We start from the raw sequence: 20,541 nt of genomic DNA on the forward strand, positions 1-20,541 counted from the left end.
TACCATGCAGCAAGGCATGAAAAAACCGCCCGAAGGCGGTTTTGTGTATGCACTGTGTTGCCGCTTACTCCTTGTCAGGCAAGGCGTATGCCAGCACGTAGTCGCCGCGGTCCGGCGCCTGGCGCGCACCGCCGGCGCTGACGACGATGTATTGCTTGCCCGTTTTCGGCGAGACATACGTCATCGGGCCGGACTGGCTGCCCACGGGCAGGCGCTGTTTCCAGATTTCCTTGCCGGTGGCGCTGTCAAAGGCGCGCAGGTAGAAATCCTGCGTGCCGGCAAAGAACAGCAAGCCGGATTGCGTCGACATCGACGCGCCCAGGGTCGGCATGCCGATGGGAATCGGCATCTTCATGCGGATACCCATCGGACCCGTATCCTGCACCGTGCCGACCGGCACCTGCCACACGAGCTTGCGGGTTTTCAGGTCGATGGCCGACATGGTGCCGAACGGCGGCTTCTGGCAGGGAATGCCCGCTTTCGACAGAAAACGTTCGCGCATGGCGCCGAACGGCGTGCCTTCCTGCGGCACGACGCCCATCTCGATGCCGCTGGCACCCTTCGGAATGGCGGCGCGCGGGATCATGTAGTTGGCCAGGCCCAAACGCATGTCGTTGACAAACATGTAGTTGGTGGTTGGGTCGACGGAGACGCTGCCCCAGTTCATGCCGCCCAGCGAGCCTGGGAACTGCAGCGAACGGTCGAGGCCTGGCGGCGTGTAGACGCCTTCGTGGCGCATGCCCTTGAATTCGATGCGGCACAGCAACTGGTCAAACACGGTGCCGCCCCACATGTCGGACTCGTGTAAGGTGGCGTTGCCGATCGACGGCATGCCGACGGAAAACGGCTGCGTGGGCGAATAGCGCTCGCCAGGCACCTTGCCTTGCGGTACAGGACGCTCTTCCACGGCCGCGATGGGCTCGCCCGTCACGCGGTTGAGGAGGAAGATTTCGCCTTGTTTCGTCACTTGCGCCAGCGCGGGCAGGGTGCCGCCTTTGCCGTCGGGAATGTCGTACAGCAGCGGCTGGGCCGGCAAGTCGAAGTCCCACAGGTCGTGGTGGGTGGTCTGGAAGGTCCAGCGCACCTTGCCCGTTTTCGCGTTGACGGCAACGATGGACGAGCTGTACTTGTCGTCCAGCGCCGTGCGCGTACCGCCGAAGAAGTCGGGGGTGGCATTGCCGGTCGGCAGGTAGATGGTGTCCAGCTGGGCGTCGTACGACATGGCCGACCAGACGTTCGGCGTGCCGCGCGTGTAGGTCTGGCCTTGCGGCGGCAGTTTCGTGATGGCCGGGTTGCCCGGATCCCAGGCCCACACCAGTTCGCCGCTGCGCACGTCAAACGCGCGCACCACGCCGGGTGGCTCGCCGGTGGAGAAGTTGTCGGCCACGCGGCCGCCGACGACGACCAGGTCGCCCGCGATCAGCGGGGTCGATGTTTGCTGGTAGTAGCCGGGCTTGACTTCACCCATGCCCACCTTCAAGTCGACGGTGCCGTGCTCGCCAAAATCGGCGCAAGGCTCACCGGTAGCCGCGTCGAGCGCGATCAGGCGCGCATCGATGGTCGGCAGCAAGATGCGCTTGCGGCAGGCGGCCGGGGCGGCGTCGCTGGAGGCGCTGGCCGGCAGCGGCTGCGCGGCGGGCGCTTCATGGTAGCCCAGGCCGCGGCAGCGCTGCCAGTTTGGCGCGGAACCTTGCGGGTCGTATTTCCAGCGCTCGGCGCCCGTATCGGCGTCCAGCGCCACGACCTTGCCGTAGGCCGTGCAGACGTACAGGGTATCGCCCACTTGCAGCGGCGTGTTCTGGTCTTCCGCGCCAGAACCATTGCTTTGCGGGATGTCGCCCGTGTGCGCCGTCCAGGCCAGTTTCAGCTGGCCGACGTTGCCCTTGTTGATCTGGTCCAGCGCGGCGAAGCGGTTGCCGGCCGTGGTGTTACCCCAGTGCAGCCAGTTTTTCTGCTGCGCGCCGGGAGCGACCGGCGTCACGCCCGCCACGACATCCGCTTCAATGACGGACTTGGGCAGGAAGAAATTGACGCCTGTGATGGCCAGGCAGACGGCGATCAGGCCCGCCAGCGCGAAGGCGCCTTTGCCAGCCGGCACGCCGGTGGCGCGGCGCAAGCCGGGATAGGCGAGGGCTACCAGGCATGCCAGCACGCCGAAGACGAACAGGCGCGACACCAGGGGCCAGAAGTTCCAGCCCGCGTCGATGGGGGCCCAGATCAGGGCAACGAGAAAGGCGGCACCGAACAGCAGGGCGCCGGCCGGCTTGCTCCGCCAGACGAGTACGCCAGAGGCGAACGTGGCAATGCCCATCGGCAGGTAAAACCAGCTGCCGCCCAGGTACGCGAGGTAGGCTCCGCCGATAGCGAGGAAGAGGCCGGACAAGATGAGCAGCACGGCTGGCAGGTAGCGCAGCGGCGACGCTGCTTGACCCCGCGTTGCGGGTGTGGATGAACTGGAAGGGTTCACGATGATTCCTTTTATTGTTGACCGGGCGGCCAGGCGCCGCCAGGTGATGCTGAATAACCAAGACTCGGTTCCCCCGTTGGGCGAGGGGTGAGCGTCCGCCCGCTGGCGGGATGCTCAGCCCGGGTTTGGCGTGGTGGATTTGATGTCGAGATTGGCGATGATGCGGCTGAGCATGTCCAGCAAGGCGTGTTCTTCCTCGGCGCTGAAACCGGCGAGGGCTTCGCGGTTGCTGACATGAATCGCTTCCTTGATCAGGGGCGACTGCTGTAATGCGGCCGGGGTAAGGCCGAACAGGCTGCTGCGTCCATCGCTGGGATCGGGTTGGCGGCTGACCAGGCCGTCACGTTCCATGCGCGCCAGGGTGGCCGCCATGGTCGGCTGCTCGACGGCAGCGGCCACGGTCAGCGCTTTCTGCGTCAGCTGCGCGCCATTTGCCAGTTCGTAAAACACGGGCAACTGGCCCGGCGCCATGCCGATCAGCTTGAGCTTGCGCTCGATGACCCTGGCAAACAGGCGTGCAGCCCGGCTCGTCATGTGGCCTGCGGACTGCTCTTTCTGGAAGTCGATCACGAACATCCCCGGTGAAAAGAATATAGCATGCTATCATAATTTTGATGAAGATAGCAGGCTATGCATTTTTCCAGGCGGCCGGAAATGCAAAAACCGCCTGAAGGCGGTTTTTTTTGGGTGAAGCCAGTGCTTAAATGAAATAGATCAGCGCGATGATGCCGACCACCAGCGCCACGCGGGTGACCTGGTAGGCCGTCTTGTTCCACGCCTTGAAGCGGCGGCGGTACTGGCCCATGGTCCAGGAAATCTGGAACAGCTTGCTCACGCCGCCCACCTGGTCGCCCAGTTCGTTCGGCGAGGCGGCGGCCGTCATCAGGGTGCGGCCCAGCCAGCGGTTCAAGCCTTGCGCCCAGCGGTAGCGCATCGGACGCTCGATGTCGCAGAACAGGATGATGCGGTCGCTGTCGGCGTCGTTGCGGGCCCAGTGGATATACGTTTCATCGAACATCACGGCCTGGCCGTCGCGCCAGCTGTGGCGTTCGCCATCGACGTCGATGAAGCAGCGGTCGTCGTTTGGCGTCTGCAAGCCCAGGTGGTAGCGCAGGGAGCCGGCGAACGGGTCGCGGTGCGGGTTGAGCTTGCCGCCTTGCGGCAGTTCCGCGAACATGGCCGCCTTGATCGAGGGAATCGATTGCAGCAGCGCATAGGTTTGCGGGCACATCTGCTGCGCCGAAGGGTGGTTGGCGTCATACCATTTCAGGTAGAAACGCTTCCAGCCATACTTGAAGAAGGAATTGAAACCCACGTCATTATTCTTTTCGGCCGCCTTGATCTTTTTCATTTCCTGCATGCGCAGCGCTTCATCGCGGATGATTTGCCAGTTCTGCTGCAGCGGCGCCAGTTCCGGGAATTGATCGACAGAAAGGTATGGCGTGGCCGGCACCTTGGAAAAGGTGTGCATGAACAGGTTCAGCGGCGCCATGAACGAGGAATGATCGAAGATCTGGCGGCGAAACGGCAGGCGCACCTTGCCACGAAAATGAATATGTAAAACGGAAAACACAAAAATGCCCAGCAAGGCCCACTTCATACACAACCTCGTTTTTTAAGAATGGGGCAATTATAACCAGTTAATGCCATCGCCACCCCGGGCCACGGTGAAGGAAAGATGAAGCGGCGCATGGGAGAGCTCTGTCCTACAATGGCTGTTCTCCACACTGATACGAGGTAACAATGGAAATCTGGCACGCACCGCTCGACCTGGCCACCCTCAACGCCGCCAGCGAGGGCACGGCCATGCGCCACCTGGGCATCGCATTCACGGCCTTCGGCCCCGACTGGATCGAAGCGACCATGCCCGTCGACCACCGCACCATGCAGCCATTCAAGCTGCTGCATGGCGGCGCTTCCGTGCTGCTGGCCGAAACCCTGGGCAGCATGGCCGCGAATGCCTGCCTCGATTCCAGCCGGCAGGTGAGCGTGGGCCAGGAAATCAATGCCAACCATGTGCGCGGCGTGCGCGGCGGCCATGTGACGGGCCGCGCCACGCCGGTCCACCGGGGTCGCACCAGCCAGGTCTGGGAAATCCGCATCACCGATGATGACGGCAAACTGTGCTGCATTTCGCGCATCACCATGGCTGTCATCGATGCCCCGGGCGCGGGCTGATACGTCCCATCTTGACTTGCGTCAAGGCATTAAAAGCGGCCGCGTGGAATCATAAATAACGCTGTTCGCTTATAATTCAGTGTGCTGTTGTAGGGCGTGAGGGTATGTCCCGCGCGCCTGCATTGCCCGAAATTAGAAGCTGACTGCCCAAAAAACGCCAGTTAGAGACCCATCCTGCGCCATGCAGGAACGGCAAGACGACGGCGAGCAGATCGCTGGTTTTTAGATAACCAGCAACAATCAACTTTATTACAGGGCAATAATAACAATGATGTCATTCAATCGTTTGACGATAGGCGCGCGCCTGAGCGCAGGCTTCGGGCTGCTGGTGCTACTCATGCTGGTGCTGGCTGCCTTCGCGCTGCTGCGCATAGCCGCCATCTCCGGCGCCATGGACGCGCAAGAAAAAGTACAACTGGAAAAACTCGAACCTCTGTACGTGGCGCGCGAAGCGCTCGACCAGACGGGCCTGGCCGCCCGCAACGCGTATATCTTCCATGACCAGGCCGCCGCCGAAAAAGAGCTGGCCATCCTCGACAGCCAGAAGGCGCTGTACCTGGAAGCGCTGGCCCGCCTGGCGCCGCAGTTCGCCGGCGATGCGCAATTCGAGAAAGTCAGCACGGGCCTCAAAACCATGGCGCGGGAATTGCAGCGTCCGCGCCAGTTCCGCGCCACGGGACAGATGGAGCAGTATGGCACCTTCCTCGTCGAGGAGTGCAGCCCTTTGCGGCGCCAGATCGTCGCGGATATCGATACTGTGCTGAAAAACGTGCAGCGCGAATCGGAGCAGGCCAGCGTGGCCGCGCGCGCCATCTACGGCCAGTCGCTGCGCTGGATCGGCGTGCTGGCCGCGCTCAGCGTGCTCATTTGCATTGCCGTCGCCACCGTCATCACGCGCGGCCTGCTGCGCCAGCTGGGCGGCGAACCGGCGTATGCGGCCTCGATTGCCGGGCGCATCGCGCTCGGTGAACTGGCCATCGACGTGCACACGCGCCACGGCGACGACAGCAGCCTGCTGTTTGCCATCAAGACCATGCGCGACAACCTGGCCGCCATCGTCGGCAAGGTGCGCCACGGCACGGAAAGCATCGCCATGGCCTCGACCGAGATCGCTACGGGCAACCGCGATCTGTCGCAGCGCACGGAGCAGCAGGCCGGCTCGCTGGAAGAAGTGGCGTCATCGATGGAGGAACTGATTTCCACCGTACGCCAGAATGCGGACAACGCCCAGCAGGCGAACCGCCTGGCGCGCGAAGCGTCGAAGGTGTCGGAGCAGGGCGGCAAGGCGGTGGCCGAAGTGGTGCATACGATGGGCCTGATCAATGCCTCGTCGAACAAGATCGTCGACATCATCGGCGTGATCGACAGCATCGCCTTCCAGACGAATATCCTGGCCTTGAACGCGGCAGTGGAAGCGGCGCGCGCCGGCGAGCAGGGACGCGGTTTTGCCGTCGTCGCCACGGAAGTGCGCAGCCTGGCGCAACGGTCTAGCGCCGCCGCGCGCGAAATCAAGGCCCTGATCGACGATTCCGTCAGCAAGGTGGGTACCGGAACCTTGCTCGTCGAGCAGGCCGGCGTCACCATGCACGACGTGGTGGCCGGCATCGGCAGGGTGACGGGCATCATGGCCGAGATCAGCCACGCCACGCAGGAGCAGGGCGCCGGCATCGAGCAAGTCAACCGCGCCATCGTCGACATGGACCGCGTGACCCAGCAAAACGCGGCCCTGGTCGAGCAGGCGGCCGCCGCCGCGCAGGAATTGCAGCAGCAGGCGGCGCAGCTGGAACAGGAAGTGGGCATCTTCAAATTGGCCAAGCCGGCCAACGGACCGCTGCGCCTGGCGGCTTGATGCCGAGAGCGCGGCAGCACGGCGCGCCATGCGCCAATAGTCGTATTCCGCGCTACAATGAGAGCTGGATCAACGCCAGGACTTCTCATGCAAGTGCGCCGCAGCCATGATCTATCCAGCCCGGACGACGACAAACCGGCGCCGCCCGTGCTGCAGCTGGCCCTTGCCGGCCTCGGCTGGGGTTTGCTCACCTGCATGCTGTGCTTTGCCATCCTGTTTGTGACCAAATGGCTGTTGCCGCCCGAATACTGGGGCACACACACGGGGCTGTCCAAGTTCAAGCGCGAAATGTCGCTGCCCCTGCTGGTGTTCTGGGTCGTCATTTATTCACCCATCCTGGAAACCTTCCTTGGCCAGCTGCTGCCGCTGGAAATCCTCCGGCGCCTGGGCGCCAGCCGCCAGCTGAGTATTTTTATCGGCACCATCCTGTGGGCCATCGTGCATTTCATCAGCGGCGGCTTGCTGCATGCCATCGTCGCGCTGGGGTCGGGCGCCATGTTCAGTTTTGTCTACCTGCGCTACCGCGGCCCCAGTGTGGCCGTTGCCTACGCAACAACGACGTTTGCACGCGCCTGCAACAATATCGCCATCCTGGTGGCCGTGTTCTACGGCCTCGATACCTAAAGCACCTTCCAAAACCTACTGCGCGTCGGTATAGGCGGCCTGCGATGCTCACCATACTCTAGTACGGTTACGCTTCTCGACCACCTCTACCTTCCGCTCGCTACGGTTTTGTTAGGCGCTTTTCTTCCTTCCTGAGTAAATACGGCACCAGCGCCGCCAGCGCCACGGCCAGTACCGCCAGGCCGTTCAGCAGCTGTCGGAAGGCGGCGTCATAGCTGGCGCGCAGCAGCGTTTCCTGGCCGCCCAGCAGTTGTGTCGCCTGTTGGAGATCGCCGAGCGCGGCGCGGCTGGCGGCGGCCAGCACGGGCAGGCCTGCCGGCAGTTGCCGCGCCAGCGCTGCACCGATCAGGCTGGCCAGCACGGCGCCCGCCAGGGCCAGCGCCACGCCATCGGCGCTGACGCGCACGGTATTGAAGATACCCGTCGCCATGCCGGCCCGCTCCGTTTCCACCACGCTCAGGGCCATGCCATCCATCAAGCCCCACGGCAAGCCGATGCCCACGCCGATCAGCAGCAGGGGGCCGGCCAAGGTGCCAGCGTCACCGCCGCCCAGCACCTGCGCCAGCCAGGCCAGGCCCGCCGCGGCCAGCAGCAATCCCGCCGCGCACAGGGCGCCGCTCCCCACCCAGCGCGACAGCAGCGCCGCCAGCATGGGCACGAGCAGCAATGGCGCGGCCAGGGCGATCATCAAACGGCCTGCGGCCAGCGCGGACATGTTGTCGATGCCGATGAAGCGCCCCGGCAGCATCACGATCAGCACGATGAACAGGAAGGCGGGCGAAGCGGCCAGTACTTGCACGGCGACAAAGCTGCGCTGGCGAAACAGCGACAAATCCAGCATGGGCCGCGCCGTCCTGCGCTCGATCGCGCCAAAGGCGAGAAACAGCAGCATGGACGAGGCGACGGACAGCAGCACGGCGCCGTTGCGCCAGCCGTGTTCGGGCGCCAGCAGCATGCCCAGGGTCAACAGGCCCAGCGCGGCGGTGAAGCTGAGGGCGCCGGGCCAGTCCAGCCGGCCCTTGCCGCGCGCCGGATCGGCCGGCACGCTGCTCCATACCAGCAGCATGCCGATGGCGCCCAGCGCGGCCGTGGCGTAAAAGATGGCGGGCCAGCGGGCCAGTGACAGCATGGCGCCGGCCGCCAGCGGACCGAAGGCCAGGCCCAGGCCGAATGTCGTGCCCAGCACGCTCATCACGCGGCTGCGCGCCGCGCCGTGGAACAGGGGCGCCAGCGACGACATGGCGGCGGCGAATGCGGCCGCGCCGCCGAGGCCTTGCACGAAGCGCAGCGCGGCGATCCATGCCACCGATGGCGCGTGGGCAATGGCCAGGGTCGCCACGCAAAACAGCGCCAGCCCCGCCAGCCAGACGCGGCGCCGTCCCAGCACGTCCGTCAGGCTGCCGGCCACCATCATGGCGCTGCCATAGCTGAGGATATACGCATTGATGACCCAGTTCAGAGCGGCGGCGCTGCCGTGCAATTCGGCGCCGAGGGCGGGCAGGGCCACGGCCGGACCCGTGAAACACAGGGGAATCAGCAAGCCCGTCAGGCAAGCGGCCAGCACTTGCAGGGGGAGTGAAAGACGTGAGGAATGGGGCATGGGCGTCGGATAGGAAAGAAAGAGGGGCGAGTATGGCGCGCCCATCATTAAAGAAAAATGGGCTAAACTGATCAAGATATCGGACACAAATGTCTTGAATGGGGGATGAATGGATAGCTTGGGCGGCATCGCCATGTTCGTGCAGGTGGCCGACAGCGGCAGTTTTTCAGCCACGGGCCGGCTGCTGGGGCTATCTTCGTCGGCCGTCGGCAAGAGCGTGGCGCGCATGGAGGCGCGGCTGGGTGCGCGCCTGTTCCAGCGCAGCACGCGGCACCTGGCATTGACGGCGGAAGGGGAGAAATTCCTGCAGCGCTGCAAGCGCATTCTGGCCGAGGTGGAAGCGGCCGAGCGCGAGCTGGGGGAATCGGGCGGCGCGCCGAGCGGCCGCCTTCGCATCAGCCTGCCACGCTACAGCGGCCTGTTCGAGCCGGCCATCGGCGCCTTCATGCAAGCCTACCCGGCCATCGACCTCGACCTCGATTTTTCCGACGCCATGGTCAACATCGTCAGCGACGGTTTTGACGTGGCCGTGCGCACGGGCGAGCTGGCCGATTCAAGCTTGATGCGGCGCAAACTATGTACATTCCGCCGCCTGCTGGTGGCGTCGCCCGCCTACCTGGCGCGCCATGGCCGGCCCGCCGATGGCGCCGGGTTGCTGCGGCACGCGCGCCTGGACTACCGTTTTCCCGCCACGGGCCGCCTGGAACAGTGGCCGCTGATGGACGAGGCAAGCCAGCCGGCGCCCGGCATGGTCTGCAACAGCCTGGAAATGCGCGTCTTCCTGGCCGTGCAGGGGCAGGGCATCGCCTACCTGCCCGCATTTGCCGTGCAGCGCGAACTGGCGGCGGGGCAACTGGTCTCGCTGCTGGACGAGCATACGCAGGCGCGCACGGCATTCTGGCTGCTGTGGCCGGCCAGCCGCCACCTGCCGCCGCGCTTGCGCGTCTTCATCGATTTCCTGGTGGAGCAGTTACAGGATCAAACTTTTGGAGCTTTGCCATGACGCAGGACGCTTCCCTGACGCCCTTGCAGTTGCATGTGGCTGGCGCCACCGTGCGCCACGCGCATCCGTTTCCCATGCCGCAGCTGACCCCGCAGGAACCGCTGACGGCGGCCCTGCGCGACGGCTGGGTACGGCCATTGTATATGGGCTTGCACCAGCCCCAGGCGCAGGCGTGCTTGGCCCGGCTGGCGCAGGCCGACGATACCGTCATCGCCCGCCTGCTGGGGCAATTCGACTGGCGCAGCCGCACGGCGGGCGCCTATCTGGCCGCATTGATGCATCGTCCCGGCTTCACGGACCAGCTGGGCGGCCTGCTGCTGGCCAGTGAAGTCTGCTACGCGGGCAGCGCGTATTGTCTGGCGCTGGCCGCCTTCGACACGCCCGGCAGCCGCGATTATCTGCACCGCTATCTTGAACATTATTTGCGCCAGCCGCAGCTGCACTTTGATCAGGAGCAAGCCATGGCGGCCATTGCCTACCTGGATGGCCAGCAGGGCCGGGATGAGGCGGCGCGCCATGGGCCAGCCTGGGCCGATTTTACCGCCAGCCGGCCGGGCCTGGCGCTGGACGAAGCGCTCGCCGCATGGACTGGCCGCATGGCCACCTTGCACGCCTTGCAGGCCGCGGCGCCAGGCAAATAGGCGCGATCCCCCTCAAACTTCGGCGCCGTTGGTATTGTTGGCGGCCTACCGCGCGCTTTCCATGGATTCGACGGTGTCGAAAAGATGCGCCAGCGCACCTTCCATGGCGCCGGCCGTTGCGTCGCCGCTCTGGTTGGTGATGATGAAGACCCCGAGCTGGTATTTTGGAATGACGTAGGCGTAGCTTTGCGCACGCGGCACGCCGCCATGGTGTACATAATGCGTGCCCAACTGGCGATTGCTGCCGATATTCCAGAAATAGCCAATGCTGAAGTCGTCCTGAAAGCGTACCAGCGGCTTGTGCGATTCGACGACCGCGGGATCGGCACCCAATTGCAGGCGCAGGTATTTCGTCATATCCGGCATGCTCGACTTCAGGTTGCCGGCTGCGCCCCAAGGCAGTTGCGGCATCGGTGTCGTCATGACGGGATTGTCGCTGTGGTAGCCGGGCGCCAGCCGGCCGGCATCCGTGGCAGTGAGTCTCAGCCTGGTATCGTGCATGCCGGCTGCGCGCGCGACGAATTGCGTGAGCAGGACTTCGTAGGGCAATCCGTAGATTGTTTCAAGCGTGTGCGCAATGAGTTCGGTACCGGCGCTTGAATAGGCGTAGTCCTTGCCAAGCGGACCCTGGATGCTGACCGTGTGCAAGTCCTGCCAGAATTGCTGCTGGCCGTAGCTGGCGTAGGCTGCATTGAGCTTTGCCGGCGTGGCGTGTGCGGTGAAATCCTTCAATATGGTGTTCACCTGCAATGGCAGCATGCCCGGCATGGTGCTGGTGTGCGTGATCAAATGGCGCAAGCGAACTGGCTGTTCCTGCGACTGCAGGTTCGGGTAGGCGGCCGGCAGGTACTTTTGTATGGGATCGTCGAGCGCCGCCTTCCCATCCAGCACGGCGTTTGCCAGCAGCAGGCCAGCAAAAGTCTTGCTGATTGAGCCGATTTCATACAGCGTAGCATCGTTCGGCGGATTGCCTTTGCCGGTCTCCAGCTCGCCTTGATGCAGCATGAATTCCTTGCCCCGATAAACGACGGCAATCGAGGTCGCGTGCAGGAATTTTGACTGCAGCAGGGTGGTCGCGGTCTGGCGCATGGCCGCAGGAATGTCATGCGCGGGTGCCGTGGCCGCAGGCTTGCAAGCTGCCAGCACGAGTGTCATTGCAGTGATGCTTGCGGTGAGTTTGCTTATCATGCGCACCATCCATCCAAGGGGGAGGGGCATTCTCGCACAATGGGTGCAGCAGTGAAAGAAATTGTGCTGCCCTGCGCCAGCCGCGCGCTTTTTTCCTCCTTTCCGCCACTCCGCCATTCCGCTTTTCCTTTTTTCTCCTCCATGCAGTGTGACATTTGCATGACAAACAACAGTGCTCCGCCCCCTTGAACGTCAGTAGGGGGTGCATGCGTGGCGACCACCAACCGCGCGCCGTCCATGCACCGAAAGTGCCGGACCGTTGAAGGTGCATGCTGAACTGCAAGTGGATGCGGCCGGGACTTTTGCCTTGCATGTCAGCTTGCGCCGACATATTCAATCTTGGTTTTGACGTTTAACGACAGGAAACTGCAACATGACTGAAAAATTTGCATCGCAAACTTCCACCTCCGCTGACGATGGCATTTCCGCCATCGAGGCATACCTGAACAGTGCCGCCGCCGTGGCGCTGCAGCGCTTCACCGGCACGCCGGATGCCGATGTGCTCAACGGCACCACGGGCGCCGACGTGCTCGAAGGCCTGGCCGGCGACGATACGTATTATGTCAACGACAGCGGCGACGTGATCGTCGAGCTGGCCAATGGCGGCACCGATACCGTGTATACCAGCGTCAACTACACGGTGGCCGACAACGTCGAGAACGTGCGCCTCGCCGCCAGCGGCCTGACGGTGACGGGGAGCGCCAACACCAACAATATCTTTCATGTCAGCGTGGCCGGCGGCAATGTGCTCGACGGTGGCGGCACGGGCAACTCGGTCAATTACCTTGGCTCCAGCGCGGGCGTGACGGCCACCCTGTCAGGGGCGAGTGGTCCGGTGGCGGCAGCGCCGGGCAGCGATGTGCTGGTCAATTTCGCCAGCATCGTGGGCAGCAAGTTCGACGACGTCCTGACCGGCAATGAACTCAAGAACCTCCTGGTTGGCGGCATCGGCAACGACACCTTGCGGGGTGGCAAGGGCGACGATACGCTGCTCGGCGCGGTGGGCGACGACACCTATATTTTTGCCCGCGGTGACGGCGCCGATATCATCGTCGAGGTGGTCGAGGGCGGCGGCCACAATGTCGTTTCCTTCCTGGCCGGCGTCAGCGCCGACCAGCTGTGGTTCCGCCAGGTGGGCGTGAACCTGGAAGTGAGCACCATCGGCACGACCGACAAGATCACCATCAATGGCTGGTTCAGCGCGGGTATCGTGCCACGCATCCAGGAATTCCGCACGGCCGACGGCCGCGTGCTGCTGGGCAGCGACGTGCAAAACCTGGTGCAGGCGATGGCGGGCCTGGTGCCGCCGCCGGCCGGCCAGCTGACCCTGCCGCCGAACATCGCCGGCATCCTGGCCCCGGCACTGGCGCAGAACTGGCGCACCGAGGGAGCAGGTACGGTGAACCCTGACATCATCAAGGGCACGGCGGGCGCCGACGTGATGGTCGGCGGGGCCGGCGACGACATTTATTACGTCAATCATGGCAACGACGTGGTGACGGAACAGCCTGGCGGCGGCCGCGACACCGTCTACACGACGGTCAGCTACACCATGGGCGCCAACGTCGAAGAGCTGCATCTGAGCGCGGCCGGCCTGGGCGTCAGAGGCAACGGCAGCGGCAATGTCTTCCACATCGATGTGGCCGGCGGCCACCTGGTGCAAGGCATCGGCAGCAATAATTCAGCCACCTATGCGGGTTCCAGGGCGGGCGCCACGGCAGCCATCGCCTCCATCAGCGGCACCCCCGTGGCGCGCCCGGGCAGCGATGTGCTGGTCAATATTTCCAGCGTGACTGGCAGCGCCTATGACGACGTGTTGACGGGCAACGAACTGGCCAATACCCTGTCCGGCGGCCTCGGTAACGATATCCTGCAAGGCGGCAAGGGCGACGACTTCCTCGTCGGCGGGCTGGGTGACGATACCTATGTCTTTGCGCGTGGCGACGGCGCCGACATCATCGGCGAGTCCTCCGCCGATGCGAAATACGACAGCATCGCCTTCCTGGCCGGCGTCAATATCGACCAGCTGTGGTTCCGCCAGGTGGGCGCGGACCTGGAAGTGAGCACCATCGGCACCACGGACAAGATCACCATCCGCGGCTGGAGCATTGCCAAGCCGAACATCGAGGAATTCCGCACGGCCGCCGGCCACGTCATGCGCGGTGCCGACGTGCAGCTGCTGGTGCAGGCAATGGCGGGATTGACACCGCCGCCGCTGGGCCAGCTGACCCTGCCGGCCGGCACGGCCGCCGCCCTGGCGCCCGTGCTGGCCCAGGCCTGGCATTTCAACGGTCCCACGCAGCCCACGGGGCAGCACTTTGTCGGCACGGCGGGCGCCGATGTCATCAACGGCAGTGCCGGCGCCGACCTGCTGGAAGGCCTGGGCGGCGACGACACCTATTACGTCAACCACGGGGGCGATTTCATCGTCGAACGGGGCAACGGCGGCAGCGATACGGTGTACACCAGCGTCGACTACAAGGTGGCCGACAACGTCGAGAATGTGCGCCTCATCGGCTCGGGCCTGACGGTAACGGGCAGCGCCTACAACAACAATGTCTTTTATGTCGATACGCCTGGCGGCAACGTGCTCGACGGCGGCGGGACCGGCAACACGCTCAACTACGCCAGCGCCACGGCAGGCGTGACGGCCACCTTCGCACCGGTCGGCGGCCCCATGATTGGGCGTCCGGGCGCCGACGTGCTGGCCAATTTCAACATTGTCATCGGCAGCAAGTTCGATGACGTGCTGACCGGCAATGAGGTCAAGAATATCCTCTTCGGTGGCCTCGGCAACGACACCTTCCATGGCGGCAAGGGCGACGATACCCTGGCTGGCGCGCAGGGCAACGATACCTATCTCTTCGGCCGCGGCGACGGCGCCGACATCATCGCCGAGGGCGTGGAAGCGGGCAGCCACGATGTCGTTTCTTTCCTGGCCGGCGTCAGCGCCGAGCAGCTGTGGTTCCGCCAGGCGGGTGCGAACCTGGAAGTGAGTACCATCGGTACCACGGACAAGATTACCGTCAATAACTGGTACGCGGACACGCCCGCGCGCATCGAGGAATTCCGCATGGCCGATGGCAAAGTCTTGCTGGGCAGCGATGTGCAAAACCTGGTGCAGGCGATGGCGGGCTTGACGCCGCCACCAGCGGGCCAGCTGACCTTGCCGGCCGGTACGGCCGCCATCCTGGCGCCGGTGCTGGCGCAGAACTGGCGCACAGCGCCACCAGCGGCTGGCGTCAGCCAGGGCGGCTTCGGCGGTTGGCAAGCGGATCCGGCGCAACTGGTGCAAGCCATGGCCGGCTTTGCCGTGCCGGCGGCCGCATCGGCGCCCTGGTCGGCGCAAGGCGCTGCGTCGGCGCAGATCCAGCTGGCGGCAGCGCATTGATCGCTCGCGTTGTTAGCTAGTTAGCTTCACCATCACGCAGCCGGGCCGGGGTGACCCGCCACGGCCCGGCTGCGCCATTGAATCTCCGATATTGCCCGATGACAGTCCTCTCCTACCGCAACGATCCGCCCCCCATACAACCTGCGCCCGACACGGGCTTGCTGTCGCTGCTGCTGATGGCCAGCCTGCACGGCATCGCCGCCGACGGCGCCCAGCTCAAACATGCGTTTGGCCAGGCCGTGTTCACGCGGCAAACCGTCCTGCTGGCCGCGCAACAGCTGGGCTTGACGGCCAAGCTGGTGCGCCAGGCGCCGGCACGGCTGGCGCAATCGCCGCTGCCGGCCATCGCCATCGATAGCGCAGGCCGTTTCTTTATTCTCGGCAAGGTCGAAACGGACGATGACGGCGTGAGCAAGGTGCTGATCCAGCATCCGGGCCAGCCGCCGCAAATCCTTGGCCGCGAAGCGTTCCTTGCCGCCTGGACGGGGGAACTGATCTTTTTCACCAGCAAGGCCAGCTTTGCGGGCGAAACGGCCCGCTTCGACTTCAGCTGGTTCATCCCCGCCATCGTCAAGTACCGCAGGCTGCTGGGCGAAGTGCTGCTGATTTCCTTCGTGCTGCAACTGATCGGCCTGGCCACGCCCCTGTTTTTCCAGGTGGTGATGGACAAGGTGCTGGTCAACCACGCCATGAAAACCCTGAACGTGGTGGCCATCGGCCTGGTCTGTGCCATCGTCTTCGAAGCCGTGCTCAGTCTCATCCGTACCTATGTATTCGCGCGCACCAGCAGCAAGATCGACGTGGAACTGGGCGCGCGCCTGTTCCGCCACCTGCTGGCCTTGCCGATCGCCTACTTCCAGGCGCGCCGCGTGGGCGATTCCGTGGCGCGCATCCATGAACTGGAAAACATCCGTTCTTTTCTTACTGGCAACGCGATGACCCTGGTGCTGGACTTGCTGTTTTCCTTCATCTTCATCGCCGCCATGCTGTGGTACAGCGCCGCGCTGAGCGTGATCGTACTCGTTTCCATTCCCGTCTACGCGGCCCTGTCGATGCTGCTCACGCCCGTGCTGCGGGGGAGATTGAACGATAAATTCAACCGCAGCGCGGAAAACCAGTCCTTCCTCGTCGAGACGATCAGCGGCGTCGACACGCTCAAGGCCATGGCCGTGGAACCGCGCTGGCAGCAGCAGTGGGAAAAGCAGCTGGCCGGCTATGTCTCGGCTGGCTTGTCGGCGAATAACATCGGCATGCTGGCCAGCGGCGGCGTCACCCTGGTCAGCAAGCTGGTGACGGCGGCCATCATGTGGTGGGGCGCCACGCTCGTCATCGACGGCAAGATGACGGTGGGCGAACTGGTCGCCTTCAACATGCTGGCAGGGCAGGTGGCCTCGCCCATCCTGCGCCTGGCGCAGCTGTGGAACGATTTCCAGCAAGTGGGCATTTCCATGAGCCGGCTGGGCGATATCCTCAACGCCCGCACGGAAGCGGGCAGCCAGAAGGCGCGCCTGCCGCGCATCGCCGGCGCCATCGATTTCCAGCAAGTGGGCTTCCGCTACCGGCCCGATGCGGCCGAGGTGCTGCGCAATGTGTCGATTGCCATTGCACCTGGCGAAGTGATCGGCATCGTCGGGCGTTCCGGTTCCGGCAAGAGCACGCTGACGCGGCTGGCGCAGCGCCTGTACATTCCCGAGCGGGGCAAGGTGCTGATCGACGGGCAGGATATCGCCGTCATCGACACGGCCTCGCTGCGGCGCCAGATCGGCGTGGTGCTGCAGGAAAACATCCTCTTTAACCGCTCCGTGCGCGACAACATCGCCCTGATCGACCCGGCGCTGCCTATCGATGCCGTTATCGCCGTGGCGAAACTGGCCGGTGCCCACGATTTCATTTGCGAGTTGCCAGAAGGCTACGACACCATGGTAGGCGAGCATGGCACGGGCCTGTCGGGCGGCCAGCGCCAGCGCATCGCCATCGCCCGCGCCCTCATCGGCAATCCGCGCATCCTGATTTTCGATGAAGCGACAAGCGCGCTCGACTATGAATCCGAAAAGATCATCCAGGACAATATGCGCGGCATTTGCGCGGGTCGCACCGTGCTGATCATCGCCCACCGCCTGTCGGCCGTGCGCGAAGCGAACCGCATCGTGGTCATGGAGCGGGGGCAAGTGGCCGAACTGGGCACGCATGCGGCGCTGCTGGCGAATCCGGGCGGGATCTACGCCCATCTGTACAGCCTGCAGCAGGGCACGAGCGGGAGCGCCGCATGAGCGCCGGCCACCGTCTGGCCGCGTATGGCGAGCTGTTCAAACGCTACGGCCAGGTGCTGCGGCATAGCTGGCGGGACCGCGCCGCATTGCGCGGTCCCGTGCTGAGCGAAGACGAGGCGGCCTTCCTGCCGGCCGCGCTGGCGCTGCAGGAGCGGCCCGTGTCGCCATCGTTGCGCCTGACGGCCAGGGTGCTGATGCTGCTGGTCGGCTGCGTGGTGCTGTGGGCTGTCTTTGGCCAGGTCGACATCATCGTCAATGCGGCCGGCAAGATCATTCCCTCTGGCAACACCAAGACCATCGCCTCGGTCGATGTGGCGGCCGTGCGCGCCCTGCATGTGCGCGAGGGGCAAGCCGTGCAGGCGGGCCAGCTGCTGGTGGAGCTCGACAGCCGCGGCCCGGACGCCGAGCGCGACAAGGCCGCCGGCGACGCGGTGGCGGCCGCGCTGCAGATGGCCCGTTCGCGCGCGCTGATCGTCGCCATCGACACCTTGAATACGCCGAAGCTGGCGGCGCCCGATGGCGTTTCCGCCGCCCAGCGCGAGGAAGCGCAGGGCCACCTCGATGGCCAGTACGCGAGTTTCCGCGCCAGGCTGGCGCATCTCGACGGGGAAATCGCCCGCTATGCCCAGGCGCTGCCGCTGGCGGCGCGGCGCGCCGGCGATTACCGGGCCCTGCTGGCCACGCGCGACGTGGCCGAACACGCGTGGCTGGAAAAGGAGCAGGCGCGCATCGACCTGGCCGGCCAGCTGGCGTCGGCCCGCAGCGAGCGCGCGGCCCTGGTGGCGCAGACGCGCAAGGACGCCTACGACGCGCTGACGGAAGGGGCCAGAGTGGCGGCGGCCAGCGGCCAGGATGCGCGCCGCGCCGGCGCCCGCGGCAGCCTGCTGCGCCTTACGGCGCCCGTCGACGGCACGGTGCAGCAGCTGAAGCTGCATACGGTTGGCGGCGTGGTGCCGGCCGCGCAGGCGCTGATGCAGATCGTGCCGCGCCAGGGCAGGCTGGAAATCGACGCCGTGCTGGAAAACCGCGACGTCGGCTTCGTCCAGGAAGGGCAGGTGGTGGCCGTCAAGGTCGATGCCTTCGACTACACAAAGTATGGCACCGTGCCCGCCGTCGTCCGCAGCGTCTCGCGCGACGCCATCGAAGACGAGAAGAAGGGTCTCGTGTATGCCGTGAAAATCACGCTGCAGCAGCCGGCCATGGTCATCGACGGAAGATTGGTGCCGCTGTCGGCCGGCATGGCCGTGCGCGCGGAAATCCGCACGGGGACGAGAAGGGTGATCGAATATGTGCTCTCGCCGCTGGTGCAGCACCAGAAGGAGGCGCTGCATGAACGTTAGATGCCGCACCGCCTTGCTCGCCGCTGGCCTGTGCCTGTGCGTGGCCGCCGCGCCAGTCCGGGCCCAGTCCCTGGACGCCGCGCCATGCCCATCCACGCATGATGCTGGTGTGCTGCTGACCGTGCCTTTGACCCTGCCGGCGGCCGTCGACCTGGCCCTGTGCCATAACGCGCAAGTGCACGGCGCCTGGGCCGGCATCCGGCTGCAGGCGGCCGGGCTGGGCGAGGCCAAAGCCGCCTATCTGCCGACCCTGAATGCGAGCGCGAGCCGGGTGCACGACCGCACGGCCTATCCGGGCTCCAGCACTGCTTCCGGCAGCTTGAACAGCAATACGGCCTCGCTGAATCTGTCCTGGCGCCTGTTCGACTTTGGCGGGCGCGCGGCGGGCCAGCGTTCGGCACAGGCCTTGCTTGACGCGGCCCTGGCGAACCGTGACGCCGTGCTGCAAAAGACCCTGGCGGCCACCGTCAGCGCGTATTTCGACGCGCAGACGGCGCGTGCCAGCGTGCGCATGCGGCAGGAATACCAGGCGCTGGCCAATGAAACGGTGCTGGCCACGCAGCGCCGCGCGCAACGGGGACTCGGCTCTCACAGCGACACCCTGCAGGCGACGAGCGCCCTGGCCAAGGCGTCCCTGGGCGCCAGCCGCGCCGATGGCGAGTTCCAGAAGGCCCGCGCCGTGCTGGTATATACCCTGGGCTTGCCGGCCGATGCGGGCGTGATCCTGGACGACGATGCGGATGGCGCGGCGGCGGGCTTGCGCGAGGGTATGCAAGATGAGTTGCAAGCCTGGCTGGCGCTGGCCCAGGCGCAACATCCGGCCATCCTGGCCGCGCAGGCGCAGCTGGCGGCGGCGCGCGAAAGGGTGGACGTGACCCGGTCGGAGGGCCGTCCCAGCATCGACCTGACGGCCAATCTCTACCAGAACGGCCGGCCCAACCAGGGCTTGTCCGCCGCTTCCACGCGCGAAACCCTGGTGGGCATCTCATTAAACATCCCCCTGTTCGACGGTTTTGCGCGCCAATACAAGGTGCGCGGCGCATTGGCGCAGGCCGGGCAAAGGGAGGCCGAGGCCGAGGAAGTGCGGCAGCAGACCCTGATGGAACTCGTGAAAACGCATGCGGAGGCCAGCACGGCGCTGTCCAACCTGGCCGCCTCGCAGGCGTGGCTGGACGCGGCGCGCGATGCCCAGGCCAGCGTGCAGCGCAAGTTTGGCCTGGGCGCGGCGGACATCCTGGAAATGCTGAACACCCAGTCGGCGCTGCTTGAGGCGCAGCAGGAGCGCATCCGTTGCCAGGCGGAATGGCGTTCGGCCCGGCTGCGCCTGCTGGCCAGTGCCGGCGTGCTGGGGCGGGACGATATCCCGGACGGTGGCGTTAAAAGCGGCGGCAAACAGCGCGCCTCGACGGCGCAATAATGACTATATTGGAGGCTGGCCTTCCCGCGCGGGGAGGTGTTGCTATCGACCAAGGGAGACATCATGCACAGCATACAAAAGATTACCCCGTGTTTATGGTTCAACGGCCACGCCGAGGCGGCGGCCCTGTTTTATACGGGGATTTTCCCCAATTCGAAGATCGGCCAGATCCTGCGCTATGGCGAGGAGGGCAGGGAAGTCCACGGCCAGGAGCCTGGCAGCGTCTTGACGGTAGCGTTCGAACTCGACGGCCAGACGTTCACGGGCCTGAACGGCGGACCCCTGTTCCAGTTTTCCGAAGCGATCTCGTTCCAGGTCAATTGCGAGACCCAGGACGAGGTCGACCACTACTGGAACCAGCTGTCCGAAGGCGGGCCGCCGGAAGCCCAGCAGTGCAGCTGGCTCAAGGACCAGTTCGGCGTGTCCTGGCAAATCGTGCCCACCATCATGGTCAAGCTGTTGGGCGATCCCGATCCCGTCAAGGCCCAGCGCGTGATGAAAGCCATGATGGGCATGAAAAAGATCAACATTGACGAGATCAAGCGGGCCTACGCGGGCTAGGCTGGCCGATCG

15 protein-coding genes are annotated in these 20,541 nt (G+C 65.0%); 10 read left to right on the forward strand and 5 right to left on the reverse strand.

Annotated elements, in window-relative coordinates; genetic code table 11:
* Window positions 1-64: 64 nt before the first annotated feature.
* The 3 genes from BLT98_RS00650 to lpxO all read right to left on the reverse strand — a co-directional run bounded on the left by BLT98_RS00650 (window position 65) and on the right by lpxO (window position 4,067).
* A complete protein-coding gene (locus BLT98_RS00650) occupies window positions 65-2,395 on the reverse strand; it encodes a glucose/quinate/shikimate family membrane-bound PQQ-dependent dehydrogenase (protein ID WP_244517432.1) in 2,331 nt (776 codons plus the stop codon).
* A gap of 186 nt (window positions 2,396-2,581) precedes the next feature.
* A complete protein-coding gene (locus BLT98_RS00655) occupies window positions 2,582-3,001 on the reverse strand; it encodes a MarR family winged helix-turn-helix transcriptional regulator (protein ID WP_211614771.1) in 420 nt (139 codons plus the stop codon).
* A 166-nt stretch (window positions 3,002-3,167) separates the two neighbouring features.
* The gene (lpxO, locus tag BLT98_RS00660; protein WP_034787360.1) at window positions 3,168-4,067 is read right to left on the reverse strand and encodes a lipid A hydroxylase LpxO; all 900 of its coding nucleotides are present in this window, start codon (window positions 4,065-4,067) and stop codon (window positions 3,168-3,170) included.
* 143 nt (window positions 4,068-4,210) lie between these two features.
* Between lpxO and BLT98_RS00665 the strand changes: the two genes are divergently transcribed.
* The 3 genes from BLT98_RS00665 (at window position 4,211) to BLT98_RS00675 (ending at window position 7,118) form a co-directional block, all read left to right on the forward strand.
* The gene (locus BLT98_RS00665) at window positions 4,211-4,645 is read left to right on the forward strand and encodes a hotdog fold thioesterase (RefSeq protein WP_034787361.1); all 435 of its coding nucleotides are present in this window, start codon (window positions 4,211-4,213) and stop codon (window positions 4,643-4,645) included.
* A 268-nt stretch (window positions 4,646-4,913) separates the two neighbouring features.
* Window positions 4,914-6,494, forward strand: coding sequence for a methyl-accepting chemotaxis protein (locus BLT98_RS00670; RefSeq protein WP_092604814.1), 1,581 nt, complete (start codon window positions 4,914-4,916; stop codon window positions 6,492-6,494).
* Window positions 6,495-6,581: 87 nt separating this feature from the next.
* Window positions 6,582-7,118 (forward strand): CPBP family intramembrane metalloprotease, encoded by a 537-nt coding sequence (locus tag BLT98_RS00675; RefSeq protein ID WP_092604815.1) that lies wholly within the window; start codon window positions 6,582-6,584, stop codon window positions 7,116-7,118.
* 100 nt (window positions 7,119-7,218) lie between these two features.
* On the opposite strand, the gene BLT98_RS00680 is transcribed toward BLT98_RS00675, so the two are convergent.
* Entirely contained in the window at window positions 7,219-8,718 is a 1,500-nt protein-coding gene (locus tag BLT98_RS00680) for an MFS transporter (protein WP_092604816.1), read from the reverse strand.
* A gap of 109 nt (window positions 8,719-8,827) precedes the next feature.
* Here BLT98_RS00680 and BLT98_RS00685 point away from each other — a divergent pair, with 109 nt between their 5' ends.
* Window positions 8,828-9,721: a LysR family transcriptional regulator gene (locus BLT98_RS00685; protein WP_092604817.1), complete on the forward strand. Its 894-nt coding sequence runs from the start codon at window positions 8,828-8,830 to the stop codon at window positions 9,719-9,721.
* Window positions 9,718-10,362: a DUF6000 family protein gene (locus tag BLT98_RS00690; protein WP_092604818.1), complete on the forward strand. Its 645-nt coding sequence runs from the start codon at window positions 9,718-9,720 to the stop codon at window positions 10,360-10,362. Before BLT98_RS00685 ends, BLT98_RS00690 begins: the two co-directional genes overlap by 4 nt.
* A 45-nt stretch (window positions 10,363-10,407) precedes the next feature.
* Here BLT98_RS00690 and BLT98_RS00695 read toward each other — a convergent pair whose 3' ends face one another.
* Window positions 10,408-11,580 (reverse strand): serine hydrolase domain-containing protein, encoded by a 1,173-nt coding sequence (locus BLT98_RS00695; protein WP_092604819.1) that lies wholly within the window; start codon window positions 11,578-11,580, stop codon window positions 10,408-10,410.
* Window positions 11,581-11,923: 343 nt separating this feature from the next.
* Here BLT98_RS00695 and BLT98_RS00700 point away from each other — a divergent pair, with 343 nt between their 5' ends.
* The 5 genes from BLT98_RS00700 (at window position 11,924) to BLT98_RS00725 (ending at window position 20,529) form a co-directional block, all read left to right on the forward strand.
* On the forward strand, window positions 11,924-14,941 hold the full coding sequence (locus tag BLT98_RS00700) for a calcium-binding protein (protein ID WP_092604820.1): 3,018 nt from the start codon (window positions 11,924-11,926) through the stop codon (window positions 14,939-14,941).
* Window positions 14,942-15,039: 98 nt separating this feature from the next.
* On the forward strand, window positions 15,040-17,211 hold the full coding sequence (locus BLT98_RS00705; RefSeq protein WP_092604821.1) for a type I secretion system permease/ATPase: 2,172 nt from the start codon (window positions 15,040-15,042) through the stop codon (window positions 17,209-17,211).
* Window positions 17,208-18,551: an HlyD family type I secretion periplasmic adaptor subunit gene (locus tag BLT98_RS00710; RefSeq protein WP_092604822.1), complete on the forward strand. Its 1,344-nt coding sequence runs from the start codon at window positions 17,208-17,210 to the stop codon at window positions 18,549-18,551. The genes BLT98_RS00705 and BLT98_RS00710 overlap by 4 nt, the downstream gene beginning before the upstream one ends.
* Window positions 18,541-19,968: a TolC family protein gene (locus BLT98_RS28550; RefSeq protein ID WP_170846249.1), complete on the forward strand. Its 1,428-nt coding sequence runs from the start codon at window positions 18,541-18,543 to the stop codon at window positions 19,966-19,968. The genes BLT98_RS00710 and BLT98_RS28550 overlap by 11 nt, the downstream gene beginning before the upstream one ends.
* A gap of 60 nt (window positions 19,969-20,028) precedes the next feature.
* Window positions 20,029-20,529: a VOC family protein gene (locus tag BLT98_RS00725; RefSeq protein ID WP_211614846.1), complete on the forward strand. Its 501-nt coding sequence runs from the start codon at window positions 20,029-20,031 to the stop codon at window positions 20,527-20,529.
* The last annotated feature ends 12 nt before the right edge of the window (window positions 20,530-20,541 follow it).

It is taken from the genome of Janthinobacterium sp. YR213 (genome assembly GCF_900099875.1).
Taxonomy (GTDB): Bacteria; Pseudomonadota; Gammaproteobacteria; order Burkholderiales; family Burkholderiaceae_D; genus Janthinobacterium; species Janthinobacterium lividum.

Coding starts and splice junctions, on each gene's coding strand:
- BLT98_RS00655 (WP_211614771.1), bottom strand. CDS start 3,001: ATGACGAGCCGGGCTGCACGCCTGTTTGCCAGGGTCATCGAGCGCAAG.
- lpxO (WP_034787360.1), bottom strand. CDS start 4,067: ATGAAGTGGGCCTTGCTGGGCATTTTTGTGTTTTCCGTTTTACATATT.
- BLT98_RS00665 (WP_034787361.1), top strand. CDS start 4,211: ATGGAAATCTGGCACGCACCGCTCGACCTGGCCACCCTCAACGCCGCC.
- BLT98_RS00670 (WP_092604814.1), top strand. CDS start 4,914: ATGATGTCATTCAATCGTTTGACGATAGGCGCGCGCCTGAGCGCAGGC.
- BLT98_RS00675 (WP_092604815.1), top strand. CDS start 6,582: ATGCAAGTGCGCCGCAGCCATGATCTATCCAGCCCGGACGACGACAAA.
- BLT98_RS00680 (WP_092604816.1), bottom strand. CDS start 8,718: ATGCCCCATTCCTCACGTCTTTCACTCCCCCTGCAAGTGCTGGCCGCT.
- BLT98_RS00685 (WP_092604817.1), top strand. CDS start 8,828: ATGGATAGCTTGGGCGGCATCGCCATGTTCGTGCAGGTGGCCGACAGC.
- BLT98_RS00690 (WP_092604818.1), top strand. CDS start 9,718: ATGACGCAGGACGCTTCCCTGACGCCCTTGCAGTTGCATGTGGCTGGC.
- BLT98_RS00695 (WP_092604819.1), bottom strand. CDS start 11,580: ATGCCCCTCCCCCTTGGATGGATGGTGCGCATGATAAGCAAACTCACC.
- BLT98_RS00700 (WP_092604820.1), top strand. CDS start 11,924: ATGACTGAAAAATTTGCATCGCAAACTTCCACCTCCGCTGACGATGGC.
- BLT98_RS00705 (WP_092604821.1), top strand. CDS start 15,040: ATGACAGTCCTCTCCTACCGCAACGATCCGCCCCCCATACAACCTGCG.
- BLT98_RS00710 (WP_092604822.1), top strand. CDS start 17,208: ATGAGCGCCGGCCACCGTCTGGCCGCGTATGGCGAGCTGTTCAAACGC.
- BLT98_RS28550 (WP_170846249.1), top strand. CDS start 18,541: ATGAACGTTAGATGCCGCACCGCCTTGCTCGCCGCTGGCCTGTGCCTG.